This is a genomic window from Micromonospora sp. WMMD980, assembly GCF_029626035.1.
In the GTDB taxonomy this organism is placed as follows: domain Bacteria; phylum Actinomycetota; class Actinomycetes; order Mycobacteriales; family Micromonosporaceae; genus Micromonospora.
Genome location: NZ_JARUBE010000003.1, coordinates 1,396,605 through 1,421,970, shown reverse-complemented (window position 1 = coordinate 1,421,970; position 25,366 = coordinate 1,396,605). Strand labels below are relative to the sequence as shown.

The 25,366-nt window shown below is 74.8% G+C and carries 24 protein-coding genes; 8 read left to right on the top strand and 16 right to left on the bottom strand.

What is annotated here, in order from left to right; translation table 11 throughout:
• Window positions 1–4: 4 nt before the first annotated feature.
• The 7 genes from O7618_RS06950 to O7618_RS06920 all read right to left on the bottom strand — a co-directional run bounded on the left by O7618_RS06950 (window position 5) and on the right by O7618_RS06920 (window position 8,449).
• Complete coding sequence (locus O7618_RS06950; protein ID WP_278105147.1) at window positions 5–1,411, bottom strand: TraM recognition domain-containing protein; 1,407 nt, start codon at window positions 1,409–1,411, stop codon at window positions 5–7.
• Window positions 1,311–3,167, bottom strand: coding sequence for a hypothetical protein (locus O7618_RS06945; RefSeq protein WP_278105146.1), 1,857 nt, complete (start codon window positions 3,165–3,167; stop codon window positions 1,311–1,313). Before O7618_RS06945 ends, O7618_RS06950 begins: the two co-directional genes overlap by 101 nt.
• 106 nt (window positions 3,168–3,273) lie before the next feature.
• Window positions 3,274–3,759, bottom strand: a complete 486-nt coding sequence (locus O7618_RS06940) for a hypothetical protein (RefSeq protein ID WP_278105145.1) — start codon at window positions 3,757–3,759, stop codon at window positions 3,274–3,276.
• A 49-nt stretch (window positions 3,760–3,808) separates the two neighbouring features.
• Window positions 3,809–5,452 carry a class I adenylate-forming enzyme family protein gene (locus O7618_RS06935; protein ID WP_278105144.1) on the bottom strand — a complete coding sequence of 548 codons (1,644 nt, stop codon included), beginning with the start codon at window positions 5,450–5,452 and terminating at the stop codon, window positions 3,809–3,811.
• 80 nt (window positions 5,453–5,532) lie between these two features.
• Window positions 5,533–6,297: an ABC transporter permease gene (locus tag O7618_RS06930; RefSeq protein WP_278105143.1), complete on the bottom strand. Its 765-nt coding sequence runs from the start codon at window positions 6,295–6,297 to the stop codon at window positions 5,533–5,535.
• Between the two features lie 2 nt (window positions 6,298–6,299).
• Complete coding sequence (locus O7618_RS06925; RefSeq protein WP_278105142.1) at window positions 6,300–7,277, bottom strand: ATP-binding cassette domain-containing protein; 978 nt, start codon at window positions 7,275–7,277, stop codon at window positions 6,300–6,302.
• Window positions 7,274–8,449 carry a nucleotide disphospho-sugar-binding domain-containing protein gene (locus O7618_RS06920; protein ID WP_278105141.1) on the bottom strand — a complete coding sequence of 392 codons (1,176 nt, stop codon included), beginning with the start codon at window positions 8,447–8,449 and terminating at the stop codon, window positions 7,274–7,276. The genes O7618_RS06925 and O7618_RS06920 overlap by 4 nt, the downstream gene beginning before the upstream one ends.
• Window positions 8,450–8,519: 70 nt before the next feature.
• On the opposite strand from O7618_RS06920, the gene O7618_RS06915 reads away from it, so the two are divergent.
• The 4 genes from O7618_RS06915 (at window position 8,520) to O7618_RS06900 (ending at window position 11,655) form a co-directional block, all read left to right on the top strand.
• Complete coding sequence (locus tag O7618_RS06915; protein WP_278105140.1) at window positions 8,520–9,458, top strand: 3-oxoacyl-[acyl-carrier-protein] synthase III C-terminal domain-containing protein; 939 nt, start codon at window positions 8,520–8,522, stop codon at window positions 9,456–9,458.
• Window positions 9,418–10,281, top strand: a complete 864-nt coding sequence (locus O7618_RS06910; protein ID WP_278105139.1) for a 2-hydroxy-acid oxidase — start codon at window positions 9,418–9,420, stop codon at window positions 10,279–10,281. Before O7618_RS06915 ends, O7618_RS06910 begins: the two co-directional genes overlap by 41 nt.
• A gap of 156 nt (window positions 10,282–10,437) precedes the next feature.
• Window positions 10,438–10,905 (top strand): NUDIX domain-containing protein, encoded by a 468-nt coding sequence (locus tag O7618_RS06905; RefSeq protein WP_278105138.1) that lies wholly within the window; start codon window positions 10,438–10,440, stop codon window positions 10,903–10,905.
• 108 nt (window positions 10,906–11,013) lie between these two features.
• On the top strand, window positions 11,014–11,655 hold the full coding sequence (locus O7618_RS06900; RefSeq protein ID WP_278105137.1) for a GIY-YIG nuclease family protein: 642 nt from the start codon (window positions 11,014–11,016) through the stop codon (window positions 11,653–11,655).
• Window positions 11,656–11,733: 78 nt separating this feature from the next.
• On the opposite strand, the gene O7618_RS06895 is transcribed toward O7618_RS06900, so the two are convergent.
• The gene (locus tag O7618_RS06895; protein WP_278105136.1) at window positions 11,734–12,177 is read right to left on the bottom strand and encodes an NUDIX domain-containing protein; all 444 of its coding nucleotides are present in this window, start codon (window positions 12,175–12,177) and stop codon (window positions 11,734–11,736) included.
• Window positions 12,178–12,295: 118 nt separating this feature from the next.
• Here O7618_RS06895 and O7618_RS06890 point away from each other — a divergent pair, with 118 nt between their 5' ends.
• Window positions 12,296–12,610: a hypothetical protein gene (locus O7618_RS06890; RefSeq protein WP_278105135.1), complete on the top strand. Its 315-nt coding sequence runs from the start codon at window positions 12,296–12,298 to the stop codon at window positions 12,608–12,610.
• Window positions 12,611–12,696: 86 nt separating this feature from the next.
• On the opposite strand, the gene O7618_RS06885 is transcribed toward O7618_RS06890, so the two are convergent.
• From O7618_RS06885 to O7618_RS06855, 7 genes are all read right to left on the bottom strand, one after another.
• Window positions 12,697–13,269, bottom strand: coding sequence for a dihydrofolate reductase family protein (locus O7618_RS06885; protein WP_278105134.1), 573 nt, complete (start codon window positions 13,267–13,269; stop codon window positions 12,697–12,699).
• A gap of 95 nt (window positions 13,270–13,364) precedes the next feature.
• Window positions 13,365–14,381 carry an aminotransferase class I/II-fold pyridoxal phosphate-dependent enzyme gene (locus tag O7618_RS06880; RefSeq protein WP_278105133.1) on the bottom strand — a complete coding sequence of 339 codons (1,017 nt, stop codon included), beginning with the start codon at window positions 14,379–14,381 and terminating at the stop codon, window positions 13,365–13,367.
• The gene (locus O7618_RS06875; protein ID WP_278105132.1) at window positions 14,378–15,646 is read right to left on the bottom strand and encodes an NAD(P)/FAD-dependent oxidoreductase; all 1,269 of its coding nucleotides are present in this window, start codon (window positions 15,644–15,646) and stop codon (window positions 14,378–14,380) included. Before O7618_RS06875 ends, O7618_RS06880 begins: the two co-directional genes overlap by 4 nt.
• A complete protein-coding gene (locus O7618_RS06870) occupies window positions 15,643–17,340 on the bottom strand; it encodes a prenyltransferase/squalene oxidase repeat-containing protein (RefSeq protein ID WP_278105131.1) in 1,698 nt (565 codons plus the stop codon). The genes O7618_RS06875 and O7618_RS06870 overlap by 4 nt, the downstream gene beginning before the upstream one ends.
• Entirely contained in the window at window positions 17,337–18,365 is a 1,029-nt protein-coding gene (locus O7618_RS06865) for a UbiA family prenyltransferase (RefSeq protein ID WP_278105130.1), read from the bottom strand. Before O7618_RS06865 ends, O7618_RS06870 begins: the two co-directional genes overlap by 4 nt.
• Window positions 18,362–19,381: a polyprenyl synthetase family protein gene (locus tag O7618_RS06860; RefSeq protein ID WP_278105129.1), complete on the bottom strand. Its 1,020-nt coding sequence runs from the start codon at window positions 19,379–19,381 to the stop codon at window positions 18,362–18,364. Before O7618_RS06860 ends, O7618_RS06865 begins: the two co-directional genes overlap by 4 nt.
• A gap of 194 nt (window positions 19,382–19,575) precedes the next feature.
• Complete coding sequence (locus tag O7618_RS06855) at window positions 19,576–20,592, bottom strand: methyltransferase (protein WP_278105128.1); 1,017 nt, start codon at window positions 20,590–20,592, stop codon at window positions 19,576–19,578.
• Between the two features lie 159 nt (window positions 20,593–20,751).
• Here O7618_RS06855 and O7618_RS06850 point away from each other — a divergent pair, with 159 nt between their 5' ends.
• Entirely contained in the window at window positions 20,752–21,615 is an 864-nt protein-coding gene (locus O7618_RS06850) for a TauD/TfdA family dioxygenase (RefSeq protein ID WP_278105127.1), read from the top strand.
• 6 nt (window positions 21,616–21,621) lie between these two features.
• Here the strand turns inward: O7618_RS06850 and O7618_RS06845 are convergent, their stop codons facing one another.
• On the bottom strand, window positions 21,622–22,794 hold the full coding sequence (locus O7618_RS06845; protein ID WP_278105126.1) for a cytochrome P450: 1,173 nt from the start codon (window positions 22,792–22,794) through the stop codon (window positions 21,622–21,624).
• Window positions 22,795–22,937: 143 nt separating this feature from the next.
• On the opposite strand from O7618_RS06845, the gene O7618_RS06840 reads away from it, so the two are divergent.
• The gene (locus tag O7618_RS06840) at window positions 22,938–24,137 is read left to right on the top strand and encodes a nucleotide disphospho-sugar-binding domain-containing protein (protein WP_278105125.1); all 1,200 of its coding nucleotides are present in this window, start codon (window positions 22,938–22,940) and stop codon (window positions 24,135–24,137) included.
• Between the two features lie 21 nt (window positions 24,138–24,158).
• Window positions 24,159–25,361: a cytochrome P450 gene (locus tag O7618_RS06835; RefSeq protein WP_278105124.1), complete on the top strand. Its 1,203-nt coding sequence runs from the start codon at window positions 24,159–24,161 to the stop codon at window positions 25,359–25,361.
• The last annotated feature ends 5 nt before the right edge of the window (window positions 25,362–25,366 follow it).

The window sequence follows — 25,366 nt, the reverse complement described above, 5'->3', positions numbered from 1 at the left end:
GCGCTCACCCGGCCCGCTGACGCCAGGCCGCCGCCGCGCGCTCGGTCACGGCCTGCGCCTCGGCCTTCGCCGCCGCCGAGATCGGCGCCGCGTCCGGCTCCCTGAACCAGGGCCGCAGCCGGATCACCGCCGGTCGCACGCCGGTCGCCAGCAGCAGCGCCGTCCCCTTCGGCAACGCCCGGATCCGGTCCGCCGGCAGCGCCTGCTCCTGCCGGTACGACACCGACCGGGAGGAGCCGTCGCGGGACCGGGAGTAGGTCGGGGTGCGCACGTCGTGCTGCCCCACCAGGCGGGCCACCTTGTCCACGAAGTCCGCGTCGTCCAGCCCGGCGCCCAGCAGCTTGACGGTGGCCGCGCTCCACAACGCGTCCATCCCGGCCTCGCCCCACACCCGCACCCCCTGCCGGTAGCTCTGCAACAACGTCACCACGCTGACGCCGCGCGAGCCGAGATGGCTGTAAAGGTCGGGCAGGTCGGCGATGCGGCACACGTTCGCCGCCTCGTCCAGCACGGCGGTCATCGGAGGGTCCAGCCGGCCACCCATCCGCTCGGCGGCCACCACGCCGGCCCGGACCACGGCGTCCGCCAGTCCGGCGATCACCCCGGCGGCCGACCCGCCGCCGTCCTTGGAGAGCAGGTAGAGCGTGTCCCGGCCGAGCACGTGCTCCTCCGGCACGAACTCCGGGCGGTCCGGGTCGGGGCTGACCCAGGCCAGGATCGCCGGGTCGAGCAGGCAGGCGACGCACTGCCGGGACGTCTCGTAGATGCCGTCGCGGGTCTGCACCGCACCGCGTACGGTGCCCTGGAGCTGGTCGGCCATGGCCTCCAGGCCGGCGTCGCGGAGCAGGTCGATCGGGGTCCGGTCGCCCGGGTCGGCGAGCCAGCCCAGTATCTCGCCGACCGTCACGCCACCGTGCGCGGCGGCCAGGAACAGCGCGGTGAGCGTGTTCTGCGCGGCGGCGATCCAGAAGTCCTTCTTGGACGCGTCGTCGTTGACCGAGCTGACGAAGTGCCCGGCGAGCCGACGCGCGCCCTCCAGCGTGCGGCAGCCGCCGAGCATGTCCCACCACATGTCGCGCTCGGAGTAGACGATGCCCCGCGGGTCGAACGTCCACACCCGGCCGACCCGGGCCCGCTCCTGCTGGGTGACCAGATAGACGTCGGACTTGTTGGAGGTCAGCAGCACCGCGCCGGGCGCCCGCAGCACCCGGGGAACGGCGATGCCGGTGGACTTGCCGGCCCGCGGCGCCATCAGGTCCAGCTCCACGTCCTCGTACGAGGAGCGCAGCTCCGGCCCCGACGGCAGCAGGTCACCGAGCAGGTTGCCGGTGTCGTCGGGGCGCAGCCGAGGCACGTCCCGCATGGAGGGACGCAGCTCCCGGGCCCGGGCCTCGGCCGCCTTGCCGGTCATCCCCCGCAGGTCGGCCGGGCCGGCCAGGTTCGCCGACCGCGGGCCCAGGCGGCGGACCACCGTGCGGGTCCCGGCGACAACCGGCGCGGCGACCAGCGGCAACAGTGCCACCGCGCCCGCGTAGACCAGGCGCGTCCGCGCCGAGCTGAAGCGACCAGCGGCCGGCCGGGACCGGGCCGAGCACCACCGGCACGCAGTGCCCGCCGGTGGCGGCGGCGAGCCCCCGCGCCCCGGCCGGCGACGGCCCGGCGACGAACACCACGCAGGGCGCCGGCAGGTCGTCGTCCGGACCGGGCGGCTCGGGCAGTCCGGTCAGCCGGCGGCACCCGTCCGGCGGCGTCCCGCCCAGCGCGTCGCCGACCACGGCGACGCCGACACCGGCGGCGGCGAGCCCGCCGGTGAGCGTCGCGGCGGCACGGCGGCACACGTCCACCGGACCGACGAGCGTGAGCACGTCGGGCACCCGGGCGAGATCGACGTGCAGGCGCCAGGGCCCGTGGCGTCCCAGCACCAGCGGCAGCACCGCCGGCGGCGCCGTCTCCCCCGGGCCCACCCAGGCGTACGGCGGCGCGCCCCGCCCGGCCGCGACCCCGACCAGCCGGACCCGGGCCGGGCCGATGTCAGTGTCCAGGTCGGCGGTGAGGTATGGCAGGTCGTCCCCGCCCGGCAGCGGCGGCCGGGGCAGGTCGACGAGGGTGCCCGCGTCCACCGGCACGCCACCCGATCCGGCCGCCCGGGTCGGGCGTCCGGCCCGCACCGCCGGTTCGACCGGGCCCGCCGTGGTGGGCTCGTCGGCGGCCGGCGCCGGCGGGCCGGCCGGGCGGTTGGCCGAGACCCCGGAAGTCGTCGACGGGCCGGGCTCACGCTCGTCCGAACCGGCCTCGGCGGGCGCGGGCGTGACGGCCCCGGTCTCGGCCGACCCGCCTTCGACCGAGCGCTCCCCGCCGGACGGCGCCGCGTTCGACGTCGCGTCCGGGACGGCCGGGCGACCCGCAGCCGTCGACGGATCCACAGTGGATGAGACCGCCGTGGCGGTCGCGGGGCCCGGCGGCTCGCGCCGGGCGGCGTCGCCGGGGGCGGGCGTGTGGTGCCACTCGGGTGGCCACGGGCCGTCGTCTCCGGACACGACCGCGCCACGGCCGGAACGACCCGGGCGCAGCAGCACGATCGCCACCACCGCGAGCAGCACCGACAGGACGCCCGCGCCGACCCGGATCACCAGCGGGTCGAGGCCGGCCGGGGTGGTCGGCTCCCGCCGCGGGGGCGCGGCGACCCCCCTGGTGGCCGGCGGGCGGGCCGGGGCGGACGGCGGCACCCGACTCGGGGCGGCCGAGCTCCGGGGCGGCGCGGCCGAGCTGGGTGGCGGAGCGGCCGGGGTGGACGGCGGGACGGACCGGGGGGCGGGCGGGGCGGAGCGGGCCCGGATCCGGGGCAGCGGGCCGACGCGTACCCCCTGGCCCTTGGCGTCGCGGGGCAGCACGAGCACCCAGCCCGGGTTGAGCGACAGCCCGTCGGTGAATGTCTCCCCGTCGGGCTGGGCGCGGCCGGTGTTCAGCTCGACGATCTCCCGGTAGCGGTTGCCGTTGCCGAGCGTGCGCAGCGCGATGGCGTACAGGTATTCCCGCTGTCCGTCCACCGGCGGACCGACCACGTAGTACCGGCCGGTCTCCGCCGGCGCGGCATGCGCCGGACCGGCCGGTGCCAGCCAGAGCCCGACCAGCACCAGCACCGCCTGAACGGCCCACCGCATCCGCACCCGTCGCCCTCCCTGCCCCGTCCACCGTCCTGCCGCCGTCCGGCTCACTACGGACCGGGCCGCCGACGGTTCAACGGTGATCGCGGCCAGATCGCGCGGGCCCGCGTCACGGGGCGGCGGAGAACGCGCCGACCAGCGCGAGCCCGCCGCAGCAGAGTGGCACGATGACGGCCAGCGCGACGAGCATGATGCTGTAGTTCGACCACAGGCCGAACCGGGTCACGTCGGTGCCGTGGCCGTCGTGCACCCGGTTGCGCCAGCCACCGAAGCGGAACGACAGGTGGTGCGCGGCGCCCGGCTGGACCACCACCGACGTGGTGACGATCGGCACGCCCAGGAAGTCGGTGTAGCGGACGTCGTGCGGACCGGGCGGGACCGCGATGTGCCAGACGCCCTCGCCGGGGATCGGCACCGGCTGCCGATCGATCTTGAAGCGGCTGGTGGTCGGCACGGGCACCAGGTAGGGCCCGCGGTTCACCGCGACGACCAGCACCGCGTAGCCCGGCGGCGGCGTGATCGGGTGGGGGTAGGCGACGAGTGGCGTCACGCCGCCGGGCATGGGCGGGTACGGCTGCGGGGGAAGGTAGGACACGGCTGCCGATTCTGGCACGGCCGCGCACGTCGCCGGATCGGCATGCCGGTCAGGGGGCGGCGGCGCCGGCCAGCAGCCGCTGGCGCATCAGAAACTTGCGGACCTTGCCGGTGGGCCCCATGACCACCCCGTCGTCGGGAACGGTCACCACCCGGCGCAGCGTCGCCGCCACGGCCGGACCCAGCGCCGCGCGCACCCGTTCGGTGCGGTCGAGCGTGTCGTCGGCGTCGTCGGCGAGCAGGAGCAGCACCTCGGTGACCGGCGCGCCGTCCTCCCCGGCGGCCGCGACCACCGTGCAGTCCCGCACGTCCGGGCAGTGCGCGAGGATGCGCTCCTCGGACAGCGCGGTGTAGAGCCAGGTGCCGTCGCCCAGGTCGACCGCGTCGCTGGCCCGGTCGACGTGGTGGTAGTCGCCGGCCTCGTCGCGATACATCAGGTCGCCGGTCAGATACCACCCGTCGAGGCGGGTGCGCCAGGTGGTGACCGAGTCGTTCCAGTAGCCGATCGCCAGCGTCGGCGACTTCAGCCCGACGTGGCCGACCTGGCCGTCCGGGACCTCCTCCCCGGTTGCCACGTCGAGCAGGGCGATCCGGGCGAACGGGTACGGCTTGCCGACGCAACGGTCGTAGCGGTCGCTGCCGAGGCGGTGGGTGATCCGGAACGCGCCGTGTCCCATCTCGGTGGAGCCGAGCATGTCGACGAACTTGGAGCCGGGGACGTCGACCATGCCCTCGCGGGTCCAGGTGGGGTGGCTGCCCACGGCGACCAACCGGCGTACGTGCGCCTCGTGCGCGCAGTCGCCGGTGTTGAACCAGTTGCGCACCGAGCTGAGGTCGCGGGTGCTCAGGTCGACGCGGGCCAGCTCGGACCAGGTGACGGCGAAGCCGAACACCCCGGTCGGACGCCACCGTTCGATGGCGTCGAGGATCGTCTCGGCGCTGCGGGCGAACGGGCCGCCCTGCGCCGAGAGGCAGAGCAGCTGGTAGCCGTTGCAGAGCGCCTGGTTGAGCGTGATGATCCCGGCGGCGTGCGCGGCCGGCAGCGCGGACAGCTCCCGCACCTCCCCGTACGGCCGGGACTCGGTGAGCCGGACCGCGCGGATCGCGGCGAACAGGCCGTGGTGCGAGTGCACGATCGCGGCGGGCACCCGGGTGGTGCCCGAGGAGTGCGTGACGACGACCGGGTCCTCGGGCTGGTGACGGTGGTGCGGCGGCGCCTGGGCGGGGTCGCCGGTGCCGGTCTCGGCCGCGTCGCCGAGGACCGGCACGCCGAGGTCGTGCCCGCGCAGCGCGGCGTGGTCGGCGTCGAGCACCACGCCGACGCCGCGCAGCCGCCGGACGAACTCGGCGGCCAGCTCGATCGGCATGTTGCCGTTCATCAGCGCCGGGATCGCGCCGAGCCAGGTGAGGGCAAGGAAGTTGAGGAAGACGTCCGGCGCGGAGGTCACGTAGACCGCGACCGGATCGCGCCGGCCGACGCCGCGCGCGGCGAACCAGGCCGCCCGGGCGGCGACCCGCTCGGTGAGCGTGGCCAGCGACAGCGGGGTCCAGGCCGGGATGTCGTCGACGTCGACGTCGAAGGTCACCCGGGGAACGCCCATGTCAGCCCCGTGCGCGGCCAGCCGCGGCAGCACGTTTCCCGCGCCCAGTTCCTGATCCGCCGCCAGGGTCGCCCGGAAGTTGTCGGCACCCAACGCGTCGCCTCCTCACGTCGCCGGGACACGATCAGGCTAGAGCGCCGGCCACGGTGAGACAATGGTCGATGTACGGACGGTCAGGAGACCTCGCGGTTGAACAGGTGCGACGACCAGAGGAGGCTGGCGGCGGCCAGCCCGACCATGATGAGCGCGCCCTGCCAGACCACGGTCTGGAAGACCTGGCCGGCGAAGAGCGCCCGCATGCCGTCGGTGGCCCAGGCGAACGGGTTCCACAACGCCACCCGCTGGATCCACATCGGTGCGAGCACGAGCGGGATGAGCACGCCGGCGAGCAGGGAGATCGGCTGGCCGACGGTGTTCACCAGCACGCCGAGGCTGTTCTCGTTGCGCACCAGCAACGCGATGTCGTAGGAGAGGGAGGTGCTGAGCAGCACCATCACGCCCAGCAGCGCGTACGAGACGAGCAGGTTGGCCAGGTGCACGCGCAGGCCGAACGGCAGCGCCACGAGCGTGACCACGACGGCCTGCACCACGTTGAGGCACACGTGCATCAGGGCCCGGCCGAGCAGCAGCGCGGTGCGGCTGACCGGGGTCACCCGGCACCTGTCGATGATGCCCGCGCGCAGCGCGCTGAGCAGCCCGTAGCCGGCGAACAGGCCGCCGAACAGGCCCATCGCCACGAACAGGCCCGGCACGTAGATGCGGTAGGCGTCGGCGTAGCTGGAGGCGCCCCGGTCGACCATGACCACCTTGAGGAACGGGGCGAAGAGGATGAGATAGGTGATCGGCTGGGCCAGGCTGAACGCGACCATCACCGGGTTGCGCACCATCAGGCCGGCCTCCTGCTGGAAGATCAGCCAGGTGTCCCGGACGAGCTTCATGTTCACTCCTCCAGCGAGCGGCCGGTCTTGGCCAGGAACACGTCGTCGAGGCTGGGCCGGCGGGCCTCGATCGCGCCGGGCTCGATGCCCCGGTCGTAGAGCGCCCGCATGATCTGCGGGATGGCGGTGGCGGCGCCGTCGACGTAGAGCCGCAGGACGCCGTCGACCGGCTCGGCGGCGCGCACGTAGGGCGCCTCGGCCAGCAGCTTCGTCGCGGCCGGCAGGTCGCCGCCGGCCGCGTCGAGCAGCTCGGGCGCGGCGAAGTCGACGGTGACCACGTCGCCGGAGATCTCCCGCTTGAGGTCCGACGGGGTGCCCTCGGCGACGATCCGGCCGGCGTCGATGATCGACACCCGGTCGCAGAGGCTGTCCGCCTCGTCCAGGTAGTGCGTGGTGAGGAAGATCGTCATGCCCTCGTCGCGCAGCCGCCGGACCTCCTGCCACATCCGGGCCCGGCTGGGCGGGTCGAGCCCGGCGGTGGGCTCGTCCAGGAACATGACCCGCGGCGCGTGGATGACGCCGAGCGCGACGTCGAGCCGCCGGCGCTGCCCGCCGGAGTAGGTCCGGATCTTCCGGTCGGCGAAGTCGTCGAGCTGGAACGCGCGGATCGCCGCCGCCGCCAGCTCCTGCGCCACGCTCTTCGGCCGACCGTGCATGCGGGCCTGGAGCACCAGGTCGCGGCGGGCGGTGGAGTCGTCGTAGGTGCCGCTGGCCTGCGCCACGAACCCGATCCGCCGGCGCACCTCGGCGGGTGAGCGCAACAGGTCGACACCCGCGATGGTGGCCGCTCCCCCGCTGGGTCGCAGCAGCGTGGCGAGCATCTTCAGGGTGGTGGACTTGCCGGCGCCGTTGGGGCCGAGGAAACCGACGATCTCACCGCGCCGCACCGCGAAGTCGACACCGCGGACCGCTTCCACCGTGCTCGCGCCGCGACCACGGCCCACCCGGAACGACTTGCGCAGGCCGGTGGCCTCGATCATCGAACCTCCTGGTGCGTCGGCGACGCCGGGACGGCCAGCGCGGCGAGGTGGTCGGCGGCGGCCCGGGCGCCGCCGGCCGCGGCGAACGACTCCCGCACCCGGCGCGCGCCGTCGCGGTAGGCCGGGTCGTCGAGGACCGCCGTCAGCGCCGAGGTCAGCTCCGCCGGGGTGGCGGTGTGGAAGGGGACCGTGCGGCCGGCGCCGGCCCGCGTCACCTGCCGGGCCACCGTCGGGTGGTCGTGCCGGATCGGCGCGACCACCACCGGTACGCCGTGGGCCAGCGCCTCGGAGACCGTGCCCAGGCCGCCGTGCGAGACGACCGCGTCCAGCCGGGGCATCAGCTCCAGCACCGGCACCCGGGGCGCGACGAGCACGTGCGCGGGCGGGTCGGGCACCAGGCCCGGCGGGGCGGTGAGGACCACCTGGACCCGGTCGGCGAGCGGCGCGGTGGCGACCGTGACCCGGTGGTAGAAGTCGTGGGCCAGATGCTCGGCCATCGTGCCGACGGTGACCAGCACATGCCGGCGGGCCGGGTCCCAGGCGGCCCAGTCGAAGGCGGGCGCGTTCGGCCGCCGGCCCAGGGCCGGCCCGGTCAGCACGCACCGCGCCGGCAGCGCCGCCGGGCCGGTCAGCGCCGTGGTGGTCAGCCCGATCACGAGGTACGGCGAGAAGCGCAGGTCGAGCGCCGGGTCGACAGGCAGGTCGGTCATCGCCCACACCCGGGCCAACTGGGCACGCACGTAGTCGTCGAACTCGGGCATCTCGTCGGTCGGCGGGGTCAGTTCCAGCATGCCCACGCAGAGCGTCGCCCAGGGCACCCCGTGGCGGTGCGCGGCCAGCGCGCCGGCCAACGCGTACTGGTCGGCCACCACCACGTCGGGGCGGAATTCCGCGACCGCCCGGCCGGCGGCGTCGCGGATGAACCGGTTGGCCGGCAGCACGTGCCCCTCCCAGAGGCTGCGCACCGAGTCCATCCCGGACGCGGCGTCCGGCCGGTAGTGGCGCTTGCCGGTGGGGTGGAGCGTGGCGTCCGGCCCGATCAGCGGCCGCAGGTCGCTGCGGGGCCCGCACCAGGCCACCTCGTGCCCGGCGGCCTCCAACGCCTGACCGACGGCGAGCGGCGCGGAGAGGTGCGACACCACCGGCAGCACCACGAAGAGGAACCGAGCCACGTCGATATGATGCCACGCCCGTTGACATCCACCGGTGTCGTTGGTGTGATCCGTCCGTGACGGTGTGCGGATGACGGCGCTCGACGCCGTCTCGGTGTTCCTGCCGAGCCGCCGCGTGTCGATCGAGACGCTTGCCGCGCCGCTGCGCCTGACCGAGATGCAGATCCGGCTGTTCCGCCGGTTCCACGGCCTGACCGAGGTACGCCGCGACCCCGACCTGACCCTGCCCGACCTGCTGCGACGCGCGGTGGGTGGCCTCACCGCGCTACGCGGCGCGGAGCGCCGGGTGCGGTTCGTGCTCCACGCCCGGGCGTTCCCGGTGGTAGCACCCTATCCCGCCAATCCGCTGCACGACGTCTGCCGCGACCTGGGGCTGGCGCACGCGCTGGCGTTCACGCTGACCCAGCAGTCCTGCGCCGGCGCGCTGGCCGCGATCGACGTGGCCGGCAGGCTGCTGGCCGCCGAGCCGCCCGGCCCGGACGGCGACCCGCTCGCCCTGGTGCTCACCGGGGAGAAGGCGTTCACCCGCGACGCCCAGTTCATCCCGGAGACCTCAGTGTTCAGCGAGGGCGCGTCGGCCTGCCTGGTGAGCGCGCGCGGCCGCCGGGACCGGATGCTCTCCTACGCGTGCGCGCAGCGCGGCGAGTTCGACGTGGCCGGCGGCGCGTCCCCGGCCCGGTTCCAGCGCGAGTACCGGCCGGCGCTGGCCGAGGTCATCGACCGGGCCCTGACGGACGCCGCGATCGAGCTGGCGGACCTGCGGCTGGTGCTGCCGCACAACGTCAACCTGTTGACCTGGAAGCGGCTGGGGAAGCTGATCGGTCTTCCGCTCGACAAGGTGCTGCTGGACAACATCACCGGAACGGGCCACGTCTTCTGCGCGGACGCGTTCGTCAACTACCGCACCGCCCGCGAACGCGACCTGCTGCGCCCGGGCGACCGCTACCTGGTCGCGGCGGTGGGCGCGGGTGACGGCGCGACGTTCGCCGCCATGGTGTTCGAGCACTGACCGGGGAGGCGTCCTGCTGCACCTGATCCGGACCGCGCGTCGGGAGTTCACCGGCGCGGCGGAGCTGCTCGACGACCCCGTGCTGCGCGAGCGCGCCGACGAGTACGTGACCGACCTGGTCCACCCGTACGGCCTGCGGGTCGACGCAACCGCGCGGGGCCAGTCCTACGGGGAGATGGCCGCCTCGCTGATCCCGGCGCTCGTGCCCGACGACGAGCCGGTGGACCTGCTGGTGCTGGCGTTCGCCGTGCACGACGCGCTGCCCGGGCGGGCCACCGCCGCCTACCTCAGTCACGTCTGCCCCGGCACGCCGATGTCGTTCGCGCTCTGCGACCAGGGATCGGCGGCGGCGTTCACCGGCCTGCGGATCGCCCGCGCCTCGGCGTACCGCCGGGTCCTGCTGCTCGTCGTCGAGCAGTCCGTGCTGGCGTACGACCAGGGGGTCGCCGTGCCGGAGCGGCACCGGGCCGTGGCGCTGCTGCTCGGCGGCGGCCCGGCCGACGGCGGCGCGCGGGTGACCGCGTTGCGGCAGCACGCGGACGTCGGGCCGGACGACGTCGCCGGCCGGGCGGCGGCCGAGCTGCGCGCGCTCGGCGCCGGGTCCCCGGACGTGGCGGTGGTGCTGGGCGCGGGTCTCGCCGCGGCCGGGATCGCGCTCGGCGCGAGCCCGGTGACGGCGGTGCCGGCGGGGCAGTCGTCCACCGGCGTCTGGTGGGCGCTGCCGGACCTGCTCGGTGACCCGTGGCGGCCACGCGTGGTGCTGGTCGCCGACTACGAGCCCGACCTGCGCTATCTGTCCCTGGTCACCCTGACCCACGGGTGAGGGTGACCAGGGCCGTCCCCGCCGGGCCGGGTGACCGGGACCGACGCCGGCGGTGACGTCATCCGTCCCGCCGGGGTCCCAGCGCCAGCGGGAGCGCTACGACACGTGTCGTAGCGGTCGAGGTGGCGACGCGGCCGCGGACGCTACCGTGTCCAGATGGTCATGTCACCGCATCTCGCTCGGCTACGGGCCGTGATCGGCCATGAGTTGATCCAGGTGCCGTCGGTGTCGGTGGTCGTCATCGACGATCATGGGCGAATCCTGCTGGTGCGTCACGCGGGGCATCGCGACGGGTGGGCCGTACCCGGCGGCGCGGTCGACATCGGTGAGTCCCCGGTCGACGCGGCCGTACGGGAGATCCGCGAGGAGCTCGGCGTCCGGATCAGTGAGCCGCGGCTGCTGGACGTGCTCGGCGGCACGGACTTCGAGGTGACCTATCCGAACGGTGACCGGGTCGCCTATGTGCCCGCCGTCTACCAGGCGGGCATCGCGCAGAGGACGCCGGTTCCCGACGATGACGAGATCAGCGATCTGGGCTGGTTCGCCCCGTCGCGACTCCCCGATGTCGGGCTCAACCGGTTCGCCCGGGCGCTGCTGCGGGCCACCGGCCATCTCGCCGGGTGAGGTTGCGACCCGCAGGCCGGCAACCGCGCCGCGCACCGGCTCGCGCGAAGACGCGCGGACGGAACCGCGCGGTCACCCGGCGCCCTCGGCGGGCGCGACGAGACGACGATGGGCTTCGGGTATCCGAAGGAGGAGCGCGACGGGCTGATCGCCGGCGACCCGGAGCTCCATGGCCTACTGTCGTCCGTTGTGGATGGCGACGGGATCGTGCGGTTCCGGGTCGGCGGGCTGAACTCGATCGCTCACCTGCTGCCCAAGGCGCATGGCCGGTGCGGGGTGTACGAGTTGACCTTCGCCGACGGCGAGCGTTACGTGGGGCAGGCGGTGGACGTGGTGACACGGTTCTGCGCCCACCGCCGGACCTGGTCCGACATCGTCGAGCTCGCCTTCCGGCGGGTCAGCCGCACCCATCTCGACGAGGTCGAGCGTGCGCAGATCCGCCGGCGGGAGGCCGCCGGAGTGCGGCTACGCAACGTCGTCCACACCATGGGTCGGCTCGGCGCCAGCGAACTGGACGTCCTCCTGCCCCCGGCGGAGCAGCAACGCTGGCTGGTCGGCCACGGGCCGCGCGAGGTTCGCCTCGCCGACCGGCCGAACGACACCGTCCTGCACCACCGCGGACGACACCGCTTCGCCAGGCTGACGGCCGATCCGCGGTTCACCGACGAGCTGACGCTCTCGCCCGTCCGGGGATCGTCCGGGCTGCCCGCAAGCTCAACCTGGACCTGGTGCGCAAGGGCCCGGCGCTGAACTGGAAGACCCACTGCCCGCAGCTCGTCGAGCACGTCCTGGCCGTCTGAGCGGTGTGGCGGCTGCCGCGCCCGAGCCTCACGACGCCGCCGTCGGTTCCCCGCCGCGACGACGCGGCCGGCCGGGGCCGGCCAGCGAACGGACAAGTGCCGGCAGGCCGCCGTGCACGAGGGGCAGGCCGCCGATCTCGTGGATCCCGACCCACGCCATGTCGTCGTGCTCGTCGGGCGCACGGTTGGTCGGCGAACCGACCCAGTCTCCGACGTGCCAGACGCACAGGCGAACGGCGTTCTCGCCGCGGCCGGCGCGCAGGTCGCCCAACCGTGACGCGGACTCCGCCACGATCCGCACACCGAGCTCCTCGTGCATCTCCCGCGCGAGCGCCCGCAGCTCCGACTCGCCCGGCTCGACGTGCCCGCCGGGCAGATCCCAGAGATCTGGATAGGCCCGGCGGGTCGGGCTGCGGTGGACGAGCAGGACCGCGCCGTCCGCCACGAGTGCGCCGGTGACCACGAGATGCATGCCGGAATTGCAGCACGGGCGTGCGACAGGCTCCGCGGCCGAGGAGACGACGCAGGCGACGGCCTGCGGCGCCTCCTCGGATGCGATCGTCGCGGGCGGGGCGGGGTAAGGAGCAGCCATGTCGTCGATCCAGTTGACCCGCGCCTTCGATTCCGGTGGCGTCGCTCGACGCCTCATCTTCTACGTGGACGGCCGCCCCGCGGCGAGGTTGAGGCGTGGCGACAGCACACGTGTCCAGGCGGAGGCGGGCACGCACTCGGTCCAGGTACGCATGGACTGGCTGCGCAGCGAACCGGTCCGCGTCGAAGCCACCGGTGATCGGACAATCGCGCTCACCGGTGCGCTGACCGCGCACGCGATGACCTTCACCGGCTCGTTCCTGCGCCCTCGGTCGGCGCTGGAACTACGGGTGACGGGATGCGTCGGCCGGTGAGAGCGCCGCTGTCGGCCGTCGCGCGCGATCGTCCCGCTGTTGCGCCTCGCTGCCTGCGCCGGTGCGTCCGACGCCGGATCCGAGGCTCAGTTTCCGTCCGGACCGCGGGTGCGGTAACGGAGGTGGACGACGCCGTTGCCGAACCGGCGCTCGTCGAGGAGCGCGAGGTCGGTGCGCGCGCCGGCGGGCAGCCCCGGTTTGCCGCCTCCCACAGCGACGGGCCAGACGAGCAGGTGGCACTCGTCGACCAGCCCGGCCCGCATGGCCTGGGCCGCCAGGTCGGCGCCGCCGATGGTGAGGTCGCGGTCGGCGGTGGCCTTCAACTCCGCCACGGCGGCGGGGTCGAACCGGCGCTCGATCCGGGTGGCGGCCGTCGACGTCGCGGTCAGGGTGGTGGAGTAGACGACCTTGTCCGCCGCCTGCCACACGCGCGCGAACTCGGCCATGCGCGCGGACTGCGCGGCCAGGGCGGGGTCGGTCTCCCAGACGGCCATCGCCTCGTAGAGGCGCCGCCCGTAGAGGTAGGTGCCCACCGGCCGCAGGAGGTCGGTGGTGAACGTGAACACCTCGTCGTCGAGCGGGAGCCAGGCGAAGACCCCGCTCTCGTCCTCCATGTAGCCGTCGACCGACACGTTGTTCACATAGATCAGTTTTGCCACGCCTCTGCCTTTCGGTGCGTCGTGTGGAAGCCTCCGCCTCCCGACCGTTCCACGAACGACGCGGCTCGGATACGACGACATCCCGGGAAAGAAGTTCAGAGCCCGTCGTCGAGCGCCGACCGGACGAACCCGAGGAGCCGGTCGTTCGCCTCGTCGGAGCCGACCGTGATCCGCACCCCGGCCCCGGGCAGCGCCATCACCAGGATTCCGGCCGACCGGGCCCGGTCGGCGAACGACGCCGCCCGCTCCCCCAGCGGCAGCCAGACGAAGTTCGCCTCGCTGGGCGCCACGGTGAGCCCGAGGCCGCGCAGCGCGCCGATCAGGCGGGTCCGCGACGCCACCAGCTCGGTGCACCGGCGGGTCAGCTCCGCCGTCACGTCCGGGGCCAGGCTCGCCACGGCCGCCGCCTGACCGAGCGCGTTCGGGAAGAACACCGCGCCGGTCAGCGCCGCCGCCGCGGTCAGCCGGGGCGGCACCACGGCGTACCCGACGCGCAGCGCCGCCAACCCGTAGGCCTTGGAGAAGGTACGCAGCACGCAGACGTTGTCGTACGCCCGGTAGAGGTCCATCCCGTCCGGTGCCGCCGGGTCGGTGACGAACTCCCGGTAGGCCTCGTCCACGATCACCGGCACGTCGGCCGGGATCCGGTCGAGGAACGCCTCGACCCGGTCGCGGCGCAGCGCCGCCCCGGTCGGGTTGTTCGGGCTGCACAGCAGCACGCACCGGGTCCGCTCGGTGACCGCGTCGGCCATCGCGGGCAGGTCGTGGTCGTACCCGTCCATCGGCACCGGGACCGCGCGGGCGCCCGCGTTGCGGACGATCAGCGGGTAGCCCTCGAACGACAGGGCCGCGTGCACGACCTCCGGGCGGGGCCCGAACGACTGCACCAGGTGCTGGCACAGCCCGGCCGAGCCGGGGCCGACCACTATCGCCTCCGGCCCCACCCCGAGCCGGGCGGACAGCGCGGACACCAGCGTCGACGAGGTGCGGTCCGGATACCGCTGGAGGGCGGCCGCCCCGTCGGTGACGATCCGCCGGATACCCGGCAGCGGCGGGTACGGCGTCTCGTTCATCGACAGGTCGGCCGGGTCGACGACGGTGGCACGTGTCATGGTTCGCTCACTTCTCTGGCAGGGCAGGTGCGGGCGTGCCGGTCGGCGAGCAGCCCGAGCTGGTGCAGCCGATCGACCAGGGAGAGCGGTCGCACGTCCGTACCGGAGAGGTTGCCGGCGGTGAGCCCGAGCAGCCGGGGGTTGGCGGCGGTGCGGCGCATCATCCGCCCGCCGAGCACCCTCGGCAGTCCGGTGACGCTGGTGATCATGCGGGAGGCGTTGTGGCTGACGGTGGCGACGTGGTCGAGGCGGGGCCGGCGCGCGGCTTCGAACGCCCGCAGCGCCCGGTCCACCGCGCCGGGCTCGGGGGTGCCGCCCTCGGCGGCCAGCGTGGCGGCGAGCGTCTCGGCGTCGCCGAGGGAGCTGTTGACGCCCTGCGCCGCCATCGGGTGCACCGCGTGGGCGGCCTCGCCGACGAGCGCGAGACCGGGCACGGTCAGCCGGGCGGTGCGCAGCCGGTAGACCGCGAGGAGCTGGCGGCGGTGCAGGCTGGCTCGGATCGCCGCCGCCAGCGGCCGGACCGCCGGCACGTCGGCGAGCAGCCGGTCGCACCATCCGCCGAGGTCGGCGCGGCCCCGGAACTCGTCCGGGGTCACCTGCACGTAAAGGCGGCACCGACCGCCCGGCAGCGGGTAGACCAGGCACAGCCCACGGCCGCTGCGGTAGGCGGTCACCTCGTCGGCGACCTCGGCGCCGGCCACGTCGAACGCGACGAGGCCGTGCGGGTACTCGCGGCGCTCGACCGCGACGCCGGCCGCGCGGCGCAGCGGCGAGGACATGCCGTCGGCGGCCACCACGAGTGCCGCCGCGACATCCCGCTCGCCCGCGTCGCCGGCGACCCGGACGCCGGCGATCCGCCCGCCGCCGTCGCGCCGCAGGCCGGTCACCCGGGTGCCCCACCGCAGGTCCACCGCGCCGGGCAGCCGGTCGGCGAGCACCGCGCGCAGGTCGCCGTAGTCGGCGCAGAGGATCTCCCGGTACGCCCCGGGCAGGCCGGCATAGTCCAGGCAGAGCAACGGTTCGCCGGACGGGTCCCGGATGGCCAGCCGCCCGACCGGGCGCGCGCCGGTGGCCCGTAGCGCGTCGAGCACGCCGAAGCCGTCGAGGATGCGGACGGTCTCGGGTTGCAGGATCTCGCCCTTGGCGATCGACGCGGGGGCGCGCTGCCGGTCGAGCACGAGCACCCGCAGCCCGAGCGCGCCGAGCGCGCGGGCGCTCGCCAGCCCGCCGGCGCCGGCGCCCACCACCACGACGTCGGCGTTCACCGGGCCACCGCCCCGGGTGCGGCGTCCTGCCGGCCGGCGACGGCCCGGCGGTGCTCGCCGAGTGCCCGCAGCGCGAGCGCCTGGGTGATCACCGCGTTGGGGTAGCGCATGTGGTGGCGGATGTAGTTGCACACCCCGGCCGCCGGCCACGCGCCGTCCGGGCCGGCGGCCGCCACCAGCCAGGCGACGCCCCGGTCGGCCGCGGGGCAGTCGTCCGGATCGCCGGTGGCGAGCAGCCCCTGCACCGCCCAGCCGGTCTCCTCGACCGTGCCGGCGGTGCCGTCACCCGGCCCCCACGAGCCGTCCGGGAGTTGGGTGTCGCGCAGCCACCGGACCGCCCGACGGACCACGTCGTGGCGGGCGTGGCCGACGCGGGACAGCGCCGTCACCACCACGGCCGTTCCGGAGGTGTGGTCGCGGTACCAGAGGTTCTCGAACGTGCCGTCCGGCGCGGCGCGGGTGAGCAGCCAGGCCGCCGCACGCGCGATCGCCGGGTGACCGTCGGGGCGGCCGGCGTCGTGCAGGGCGAGGATCGCCTGGGCGGTGATGGCCGGGCACGGGCCGTCGTTGGCGAGTCGGGTGTCGCGGACCCACAGGCTCCACGAGCCGCGGCTGTCCTGCCGGCCGACCAGCCAGTCGAGGCCGGTACGCAGGACCGGATCGGCGCCCGCGTCCGGGTAGCCGGCGAGCGCCGACAGGATCTCGGCGGATTCCAGTGTCACCGGCCAGCCGCCCTGGTTGGAGTAGCTCCAGCCGCCCGGCGGCACGCCCAGCACCTCGAACGCGGCCGGCTTCTGGGTGGCGTGGAAGAAGTCGCGGGTGGCGCGCAGCCGCGGGTCGGCGGCGTATCCGGCCGCGATCAGGCCGGTCACCGCGTAGCCGGAGCGGGTCAGGTCCAGGTTCGTCACCGCGTCCCACGCCCCGTCGGGGCGGACCGCCCGGCGCAGCCAACCCACCACGGCCTCGGCGATGTCCGGCGCCTCCCCGCTGCGGGCCAGGCCGAGCAGCACCAGGGCGGCGGGCCACGGATCCTCGCTGAGCGCGCCGGTGCGCCCCTCGTGGTCGAAGACGGCGCGCAGCAGCCCGACCGCCACCGGCCGGGCCCGGCGCAGCGTGGCCCGGCGCAGGCGGCCGGCGGGCAGGTCGGCCTGCATCAGGGCGAGGCCGACGAACGGGGTGGTGCGGAACGACAGGCGCCGGCGGCGGACCCGGTCGAACAGCACGATCTCCAGCGGCAACCGGCGCGGCGGGCCGGCCTCGGCGGTCAACCCGGCCATGGTCAGGAGCTGCCGGCACAGCAGCGAGATGGCCCGGTCGGTGATCGTCTCGACGCCGCCCGTCGCGGCCAGCCGGGCCCGCCCGGCCTCGACCGCCCCGGCGCCGGCGACCGGCGCGCTCAGTGCCAGCGCCGCGACCGCGACGGCGGTGGGCACGACCTCGCTCGGCGCCCCGACCACGCCGCCCCAGCCGCCGTCGTCGTGCTGCTGCCGCAGCAGCCACCCCACGCCGGCGTCGACCAGGTCGGCGCTGCCCGCCGGGTCGGCGGCGTGCAGCGCGGCCACCGCGCCGGCCGTGCCGAGCACCGAGGCCGGCGGGTCGTCGCCGAAGACGCCGTCGGCGCGCCGCCGGCGCAGCAGCGCCTCGGCGCCGGCGGTGATCGCCTTCCCGACGGCCTCGGCGGTCACAGCGGTCATGGCGCGTCCTCCAGGGGCACTCGACGGTGGGTGGCCAGGGCCAGGCCCGCGGTCGCCGGGCCGAGTTCGTGTCGGGCGCGCATTCCGCGCTGCGCCCACCAGGTCAGCGCCACCATCGGCAACACGAGCACGAGCTGCACGGCGACGCCGAGCCCGAGACCGACCACGGCCGAGGCCAGCACCACGCGCTCGACGACCAGGACGGAATGGGCGCGCAACGCCACCAGGACCGGCATTCCGGCGCGGCGGGTCACCAGCGGCGCGAGCGCGGCGACGCCCGCGACCACGACCACCAGCAGCGTGGCCAGGTAGGCAGGGCGCGCGTCGGGGTCGGCCAGCAGACCGGCGGTGAGGGCGGCGCCGATCGTGACGGCGTGCAGCGCCACGACGGTCCGGACCGCGAAGGGTACGCCCCGGCGGACCGGCAGTGTCTCGTACCCGCCCGCCCGGTCGCCGTCGATGTCGCGCAGCGCGCCGACCAGGTTGGACATCGCGTCGTGCGCCCAGAACGCGACCGCCAGCGCGAGCAGGACCGGCCAGGCCGGCGACGGGCCCGGCGCCAGCCCGACGGCGAGCGCGCCGTAGAGCAGCGCGACCGCGCCGAGCGCGCCGCGGACCAGGTTGCCGGCGATCCCGCGCGCCTTGAGCCAGCGGCTGTAGGCGACGATGCCGAAGCCGGCCAGCAGCGCCGCCCCCGTGGTCCCCCAGCCACCGGCCACCGCCAGGGCGGCGAGCAGGGCGAAGCAGGCGCAGCCGCACGCCACGGCCGTCCGGGCGCGCAGCCGGTCGGACGGGATCGGCCGGTGCGGCTTGCTGCCGGCGTCCAGTTCCCGGTCGAACCAGTCGCCCAGGTAGTGGCCGCCGAGCCAGCCGGCGGTGGGCGCGGCCCAGGCCGACAGGAGTCGCCACGGGTGGTGCGGTCCGGCGGCCATCGCCGCGCCGCCGAGTCCGACCAGCCCCACATACCAGAGGGTGTAGGGCCGCCAGGTCTCCAGGTGCGCCCGCAGTGCCCGGGCGGCACTCACGCCATCTCGCTCGTCATCCAGCGCGCGATGCCGGCCAGCACGCCCGCGCTCGCCGACGGGGCGAGCACGCCCAACTCGGCCCGGGCGCGTTCGGCGTGCTCGACCATCCGCCGGTGGGCGCCCTCGACCGCGTCGACGTCGCGCAGCAGGGCGGCGACCCACTCGACGTCGCCGGGGCCCGCGCCCCGGCGGTGCAGCACCGCCATCAGCTCGACCCGGTCGGTGTCGGTGGCGGCGTCGTAGGCCAGCAGCAGCGGCAGCGTCGGGCGGCCGTTGTTGAGGTCGCTGCTCGCCGGCTTCCCGGTCTGCTCCGGGGTGGCCACGTAGGACAGCAGGTCGTCGCGGATCTGGAACGCGACGCCGAGGTGCTCGCCGTAGCGGGCGAGCGCCTCCGCCACGGCCGGTTCCGCGCCGCCGAGCAGCGCGCCGATGTGGCACACCGCCCGGAACAGCGACCCGGTCTTGAGTCGGATCATCTCCGGGTACCAGCGGGCCCCCGCGTCCAGGTCGCCGACGAGCCCCGCCTCGATCGACTGGCCCCGGCACAGGTCCTGCCCCGCCTCGGCGAGCGCGGTGACCGCGGCGACCACGTGACCCGGTGGCACCGCGGCGCCGCCCTCCACGATGGCCCGGAACGCGGTGAAGATGAGATGGTCACCGGCAACGATGGCGCCCGGGATGCCGAACGCGACGGGCACCGCCGGGCGGCCGCGGCGCAGCGTGTCGGCGTCGATGATGTCGTCGTGCACGAGCGTCGCGACGTGCAGGTATTCCGTGCCGAGCGCGGCGGCCAGCACGTCGCGGGGAGATCCACCGACCGCCTCCGCCGCGTGCAGCGTCATCATCGGGCGGAGCAGCTTGCCGGCCGGCAGCAGCGCGTAGCGGGCCATCGCGGTGAGCTGGTCGGTGGTTTCCGGCCAGCGGCGGCCGAGTTCGGCGCGCAGCAGCCGTCCCGATTCGCTGCGGGCGAGGTCGTCGATGAAGTGCGGATATCGCGTGAAGCCAGCAACCGTCATGACGCGTCGACCCTTTCGCGAAGGCTCGGCTAGTCGCCACGCGAGACGTTACCGGCCGGAACTCCCGCGAACAACCATTGATAAATGCACCAATTCATGGGTGCCGACCAATGTGATGACGATATTTTTCGGCAAATTGGCCGATGCGCCGTCAAATGCCCCGATGATCCGGCGCACCGGTGGGTAAGGGACGGTCAGCGCGCGGCCGCGAACTCCATCAGCGTGAGGCCCGCCGGGCCGGTGAAGGTGCGCCGCGGCGCCAGGCCGGCGGCCGAGGCCAGCTCGGCGTGCTCGGCCACGCTCCGCTCCCGGCCGCCCACCAGCACCAGCATCCGCAGGTCGTACGCGGACAGGTGCGGCACGTGCGGCACGGTCGGGAGCACCTCGATGACCAGCACCCGGCCGTCGTCCTCGGCCGCCTCGGCGCAGCGCCGCAGGATCGCCGTGGCGTGGGTGTCGCTCCAGTCGGTCAGCGCGCGGGACACCACGTACACGTCGCCGCCGGCCGGCAGCGGGGCGAAGAAGTCGCCGACCACGGTCTCGACCCGCGCGGTGAGGCCGTGCGCGGCGAACGTCCGAGCGGCGGTCGTCACCGGTTCGTCCCGGTCGACGAGCGTGCCGCGCAGGTGGGGGTGCGCGGTGAGCAGGTCCCGCAGGAGCCCGCCGGCGCCGCCGCCCACGTCGACCACGTGCGCCACCTCGTGCCAGGGATAGCGCGCGGCCACCTCCGGCGCGGTGAACCGCTGCTGGCTGAGCATCAACGCGTCGAAGTAGGCGCGGTGCTCCGGGTGGGCGTCCAGGTCGGCCCAGAAGTCGCGCCCGTGCACCGAGCCGTAGCCGGGCTCGCCGGTGCGCACCGCGTGCGGCAGCCCGGCCCAGGCGAGGTCCATCCGCGCGCCGAGACCACGCAGGTCGAGGTCGGCGCCGCGCCCGCCGCCGTCGCGGTCGCGGAGCAACTCACCGACGTCGGTCAGGGTGAACACGCCGGGTGACGCCTCGGCGAAGACGCCCCGGTGGGTCAGGTAGCGCAGCAGGCGACCCAGCGCGCCGGGATCGACGTCGCACGCCGCGGCGAGCCCGTCCAGGCCGGTGATCCCGGCCGCGATCCGGTCCGGCACCCGCAGCGTCACCGCGGTCCGCACCGCGAAGGGCGTCGCCAGGTCGGTGAGCCGGTCCAGGCGCGCGGCCGCGTCGTCCCCGTCGATCGCCACCGGCTTCCTCCCCCGCGCGCCGGCCGGGACGGCCGCCCGTCGGCGGAGCGAATGATCCCAAGCCGACGGCGGTCGCGTCAACGACGACGCTGGTGAACACATTCACGAACGTGGAAGAATGCGCCGACGGGCGCCCCGCGCAGACCGGGAGGACCACCGATGACCACTTCCACCGTCGCCGACGTCCGACTCGTCGCGGGCGCCCTGGGCGCGCAGGTCAGCGGCATCGACCTCAACACGCTCACCGACTCCGGCTTCGCGCTGATCCACGACCTGCTGCTCGCGCACCAGGTGGTGTTCGTCGCCGGGCAGACCGGGCTGACCCCCGAGGCGCACGTGGCGTTCGGCCGCCGCTTCGGCGAGGTGGAGCTGCACCCCTACCTGCCCCGCCTGGACGGGCACCCGGAGATCGTCCTCATCGACTCGACCGACGGCGGGAAGGTCGACGTCTGGCACACCGACATGACGTTCCATCAGAGCCCGCCGATCGCGTCCATCCTGCACCTCGTCGAGCTGCCGGAAGTCGGCGGCGACACCATGTGGACCAACCAGTGCCGGGTCTACGAGGCGCTCTCCGCGCCGATGCGCGACCTGCTCGACGGGCTGACCGCCATCCACGTCATCCGGATCGGCACCGAGTTCACCAGCCGGGCGGAGCACCCGGTGGTGCGCGTGCACCCGGAGACCGGACGCCGCTCGCTCTACGTCAACCGGCTCTTCACCTCGCACATCCCGCAGTTGACCCGCACCGAGAGCGACGCGCTGCTGGAGCACCTGTTCCGGTTCTCCGAAAGCCCGCAGTTCACCTGCCGCTACCGCTGGCGGGTGGGCGACGTCGCGGTGTGGGACAACCGGGTGACCCAGCACTACGCGATCAACGACTACGACGGCGTCCGGCGCGGACAGCGCATCACCGTGCTCGGCGACCACCCGAGCGGGAACCCGCCCCGGTGGGAGCACTACGTGCCGGCGCCGGGCGAGCGCTACTGGCCGGACCGGGTCAACGCGGTGGAGAGCTACTGACCGCGGTCACCAGGTGATCGGGAAGGCCGCGATGCCACCGTTCATCCGGTCGTGCCGCCACGGGATCTCCTCGACCGGCACGGCCGGCGCCAGGCCCGGCATCCGGCTCAGCAGCGACCCGAGGGAGAGTTCCACCTGCATCCGTCCCAGCGCGGTGCCGAGGCAGAAGTGCGGCCCGAAGCCGAACGTCAGGTGCGGCACGGTGGGCGTCCGGTCGATGTCGAAACGGTTGGGCTCAGGAAAGTGCCGGGGGTCGCGGTTGCCGGCCCACGGGATCGCCATCACGCAGTCGCCGGCCCGCATCGCGACGCCGCCGAGGGTCAGGTCCTCCCGCACCACCTGGACCCGGAACATGCTGCTCACCGACGTGTAGCGCAGGATCTCGTCGGTGGCTGCGGGGAGCTTCTCCGGCGCCGCGCGCAGCTTCGCCAACTGCTCCGGGTGCTGGAACAACGCGCGCAGGCCCGCGCTCGTGGCGTTGATCTCCAGCCCGCCGAGCAGCACCCCCATGGCCAGTTCGACCAGCTCGGCGTCGATCAGCTCGTGTGCGTCCTGACCCAGCACCCACGCCGAGAGCAGGTCGTCGCCGGGCTCGGCCCGCTTGCCCGCCAACTGCCCGGCCAGATAGGCCCGGAGCTGCGCCTGGGCGTGGGCGGCGCCGGCCGAGCCGTACGCGGTGACCGAGTTCAGACCGGAGATCCAGTCGTAGAAGCGGGGCCGATCGGCGGCCGGGACGCCCAGCACGTCGCAGACCACGAACACCGGCAGCGGCGCCACCAGCCCGGCCACCAGATCGGCCGGGCGGGGGCGGGCCAGCATGGCGTCGACCAGTTCGTCCACCAGCCGCCGGACCCGCGGCCGGAACGTCTCGATGCGGCGCGCGGTGAACGCGCGGCTGGCCACCCGGCGCACCGTCGCGTGCGCCGGACCGTCCATGTTCAACTCGCGTGGACCGGCCGCTCCGGGCGTCGCGGTCGCGCCGAGCGGGAGCCGGGAGAACCGGGGGTCGGCCAGGACGGTGCAGCAGTGCTCGTAGCTGAGCACCAGCCAGGCCGCCCGCCCGTCGGGCAGCCGCGCCCGGCTGACCGGTTCGCCGACGACCATGTCGAGCAGCTCGGCGGGCAGGTCGCCGGTGAACGGTTCGAACGGATAGGGTCGCAGCCCGGAATTGACCGGCACCGGGTAAGACTCCACCACGGGTAGCCCGGCGTCAATATCTATTGACGGTGTCGGCGACCTTCCGCGCACACAACCCGATCGCCTAACATCTGTGGTCCGGGACTGCCCTTTCGCGCGCGGATTGGTGGGATTTGACTGCGGCCTTGCGCATTCTGATGTCGACGTGGGGTTGGCGGTCGCATTTCTACGGCCTGGTTCCGCTCGGCTGGGCGCTCCAGGCCGCCGGGCACGACGTGCGGGTGGCCAGTCATCCGTCGATGGTCGCCGCGATCAGCTCGGCCGGGCTCGCCGCCGTGCCGCTGGGCGCGGACGTCGACTTCGCCGAGGCGTTCGCCGGGCGGATCGGCACGGTGGGCGCCCTGGACCGGCCCGGCGCCGCCCCGGCCGGAGTCGTCGAGCCGGCCGGAGTCGTCGAGCCGGCGATCACCGCCGACGGCGGCGTGGTCCGGTTCGCCGACGCCCTCCTCGACGAACTGGTCGCGTTCGGTCGGGCCTGGTCGCCCGACCTGCTGGTCTGGGAGCCGTTCAACCTGGCCGCGCCGGTCGCCGCCGCCGCCTTGGGCGTGCCCGGCGTGCTGCACCTGTGGGGCCCGGACTCCTCGGTGACGCTGCGTCTGGACGCCGAGTCGGTGCTCGGGCCGCTCGCCGCCCGGTTCGGGCTCCGCGCCGCCGACGTGGCGTTGCACGGCGACCTGACGCTCGACCCGGCGCCGCCGCCGCTGCAGGCGCCGACCGCGCGCCCGGGTCGGCCGGTGCGCTTCGTGCCGTACAACGGGGCTGCCGTGCTGCCGCCGTGGCTGCGCCGCCCGGCGGACCGTCCGCGGGTCTGCGTCACGGCCGGCACCATGATGGCCGGCGCCGGGCTGGCCGGCCGCCTCGACCTGGCCCGGGTCGTGCGGTCGGTGGCCGAACTGGACGTGGAGGTCGTGGTGGTGGTCGAACCCGCCCAGCGGCGCGGGTTGGGCGCGGTGCCGGCGAACGTCCGGCTCGCCGACGCGCCGCTGGCGCTGCGCCTGGTGCTGCCGACCTGCGCCGCGATCGTGCAGCAGGGCGGCGCCGGCACCACCATGACCGCGCTCGCCCAGGGCGTGCCGCAGCTGATCCTGCCGCAGGTGAGCGACCAGCACTTCAACGGCGAACGGCTGGCCGCGACCGGCGCCGGCACCTGGATGACGCCGGAGCGGGCCGGCGGCGGCGAGCTGCGGGACACCGTGGGCGAGCTGATCGGTGACGGACCGGCACGGACCGCCGCCGCGCTGATGCGGGACCGGATCCACGCGCTGCCCAGCCCCGCCGAGGTGGTGCCGGCACTGGTCGCCCTCGCCGGGCGCACCCCGACCTGACCGTCCACCGAGGAGTCGCAGATGACGCAGCCGAAACCCGTCCCGTACCCGCTCGCACCGGCTCCCACCATCTACCACCCGTCGCCGGACTACACCCGGCTGCGCGAGACCTGCCCGGTGGCCCGCGTCGAGCTGCCCGACGGCGCGTCGGCCTACCTCGCCACCCGACACGCCGATGTGCGGCGGGTCTTCACCGACCAGCGGTTCAGCCGGGCGGCGGCGGCCGGTCCCGACCGGCCCACCCGGGAGCTCGGCTCGCTCGCGGAGGACTCGCTGATCGGCATGGACCCGCCCCGACACACGCTGATGCGCCGGGCGGTGTCGCACGCGTTCACCGTGCGCCGGGTGGAGGAGCTGCGGCCCACCGTGGCGGCGCTGGTGGCCGGGATGATCGACCGGATGGAGGCCGCCGGCCGCCCCGTCGACCTGATCACCCACCTCTCCGCGCCGCTGCCGCTCGTCGTGATCAGCGAGCTGTTCGGCATCGGCGAGCACGACCGGGAGCGGGTCCGGGAGTGGTCCGACGCGCTGGTCGGCGACTGGGACGCCGACCCGGCCGCCCCGCAGGCCGCCCTCGACGCGTTCCGGCAGATGATCGACGAGCGGCGGCGCCGCCCCGGCGACGACCTGATGAGCGCGCTCATCACCGCCTGGGACGAACACGACGACCTCACCGAACGGGAGCTGGTCTCGGTCACCGCCGGCATCTTCGTGGGCGGGCACGAGACCACCACCAACCAGCTCAACCTGTTCCTGCTGGTGCTGGCCCGTCACCCGGAGCAACTGGCCGGGCTGCGCGCCGACGACCCGGTCGCGGTCGCCCGGGCGGTCGAGGAGCTGTCCCGCTTCATCCAGCTCGGCGACAACGGGGTGCTGCTGCCCCGGGTCACCACCGAGGAGGTGGAACTGGGCGGCGTACGCCTGCCGGCCGGCTCGGCGGTGATGCCGGCCATCGCCTCGGCGAACCGGGACGCCACGGTGTTCCCCGACGCGGACGCGCTCGACCTGGACCGCACCCACAACCCGCACCTGGCGTTCGGCGCCGGCCCGCACCACTGCCTCGGCGCGGCGCTGGCCCGGATGGAGTTGCAGGAGGCGCTGGGCGCCCTGCTGCGTCGGCTGCCCGGCCTGCGGCTCGCGGTCGACGAGTCGGCGCTGCGGTTCCGGCCGGGCCTGGTCGTCCGCAGCCTGGAGTCGCTGCCGGTGACCTGGGACGACCGGTGAGGGGA

Bases quoted from the DNA above. Each gene is read 5' to 3' on its own strand.
- O7618_RS06950 (WP_278105147.1), bottom strand. From the start codon at position 1,411: ATGACCGGCAAGGCGGCCGAGGCCCGGGCCCGGGAGCTGCGTCCCTCC.
- O7618_RS06930 (WP_278105143.1), bottom strand. From the start codon at position 6,297: ATGAAGCTCGTCCGGGACACCTGGCTGATCTTCCAGCAGGAGGCCGGC.
- O7618_RS06925 (WP_278105142.1), bottom strand. From the start codon at position 7,277: ATGATCGAGGCCACCGGCCTGCGCAAGTCGTTCCGGGTGGGCCGTGGT.
- O7618_RS06915 (WP_278105140.1), top strand. From the start codon at position 8,520: ATGACGGCGCTCGACGCCGTCTCGGTGTTCCTGCCGAGCCGCCGCGTG.
- O7618_RS06905 (WP_278105138.1), top strand. From the start codon at position 10,438: ATGGTCATGTCACCGCATCTCGCTCGGCTACGGGCCGTGATCGGCCAT.
- O7618_RS06900 (WP_278105137.1), top strand. From the start codon at position 11,014: ATGGGCTTCGGGTATCCGAAGGAGGAGCGCGACGGGCTGATCGCCGGC.
- O7618_RS06895 (WP_278105136.1), bottom strand. From the start codon at position 12,177: ATGCATCTCGTGGTCACCGGCGCACTCGTGGCGGACGGCGCGGTCCTG.
- O7618_RS06890 (WP_278105135.1), top strand. From the start codon at position 12,296: ATGTCGTCGATCCAGTTGACCCGCGCCTTCGATTCCGGTGGCGTCGCT.
- O7618_RS06880 (WP_278105133.1), bottom strand. From the start codon at position 14,381: ATGACACGTGCCACCGTCGTCGACCCGGCCGACCTGTCGATGAACGAG.
- O7618_RS06870 (WP_278105131.1), bottom strand. From the start codon at position 17,340: ATGACCGCTGTGACCGCCGAGGCCGTCGGGAAGGCGATCACCGCCGGC.
- O7618_RS06860 (WP_278105129.1), bottom strand. From the start codon at position 19,381: ATGACGGTTGCTGGCTTCACGCGATATCCGCACTTCATCGACGACCTC.
- O7618_RS06850 (WP_278105127.1), top strand. From the start codon at position 20,752: ATGACCACTTCCACCGTCGCCGACGTCCGACTCGTCGCGGGCGCCCTG.
- O7618_RS06835 (WP_278105124.1), top strand. From the start codon at position 24,159: ATGACGCAGCCGAAACCCGTCCCGTACCCGCTCGCACCGGCTCCCACC.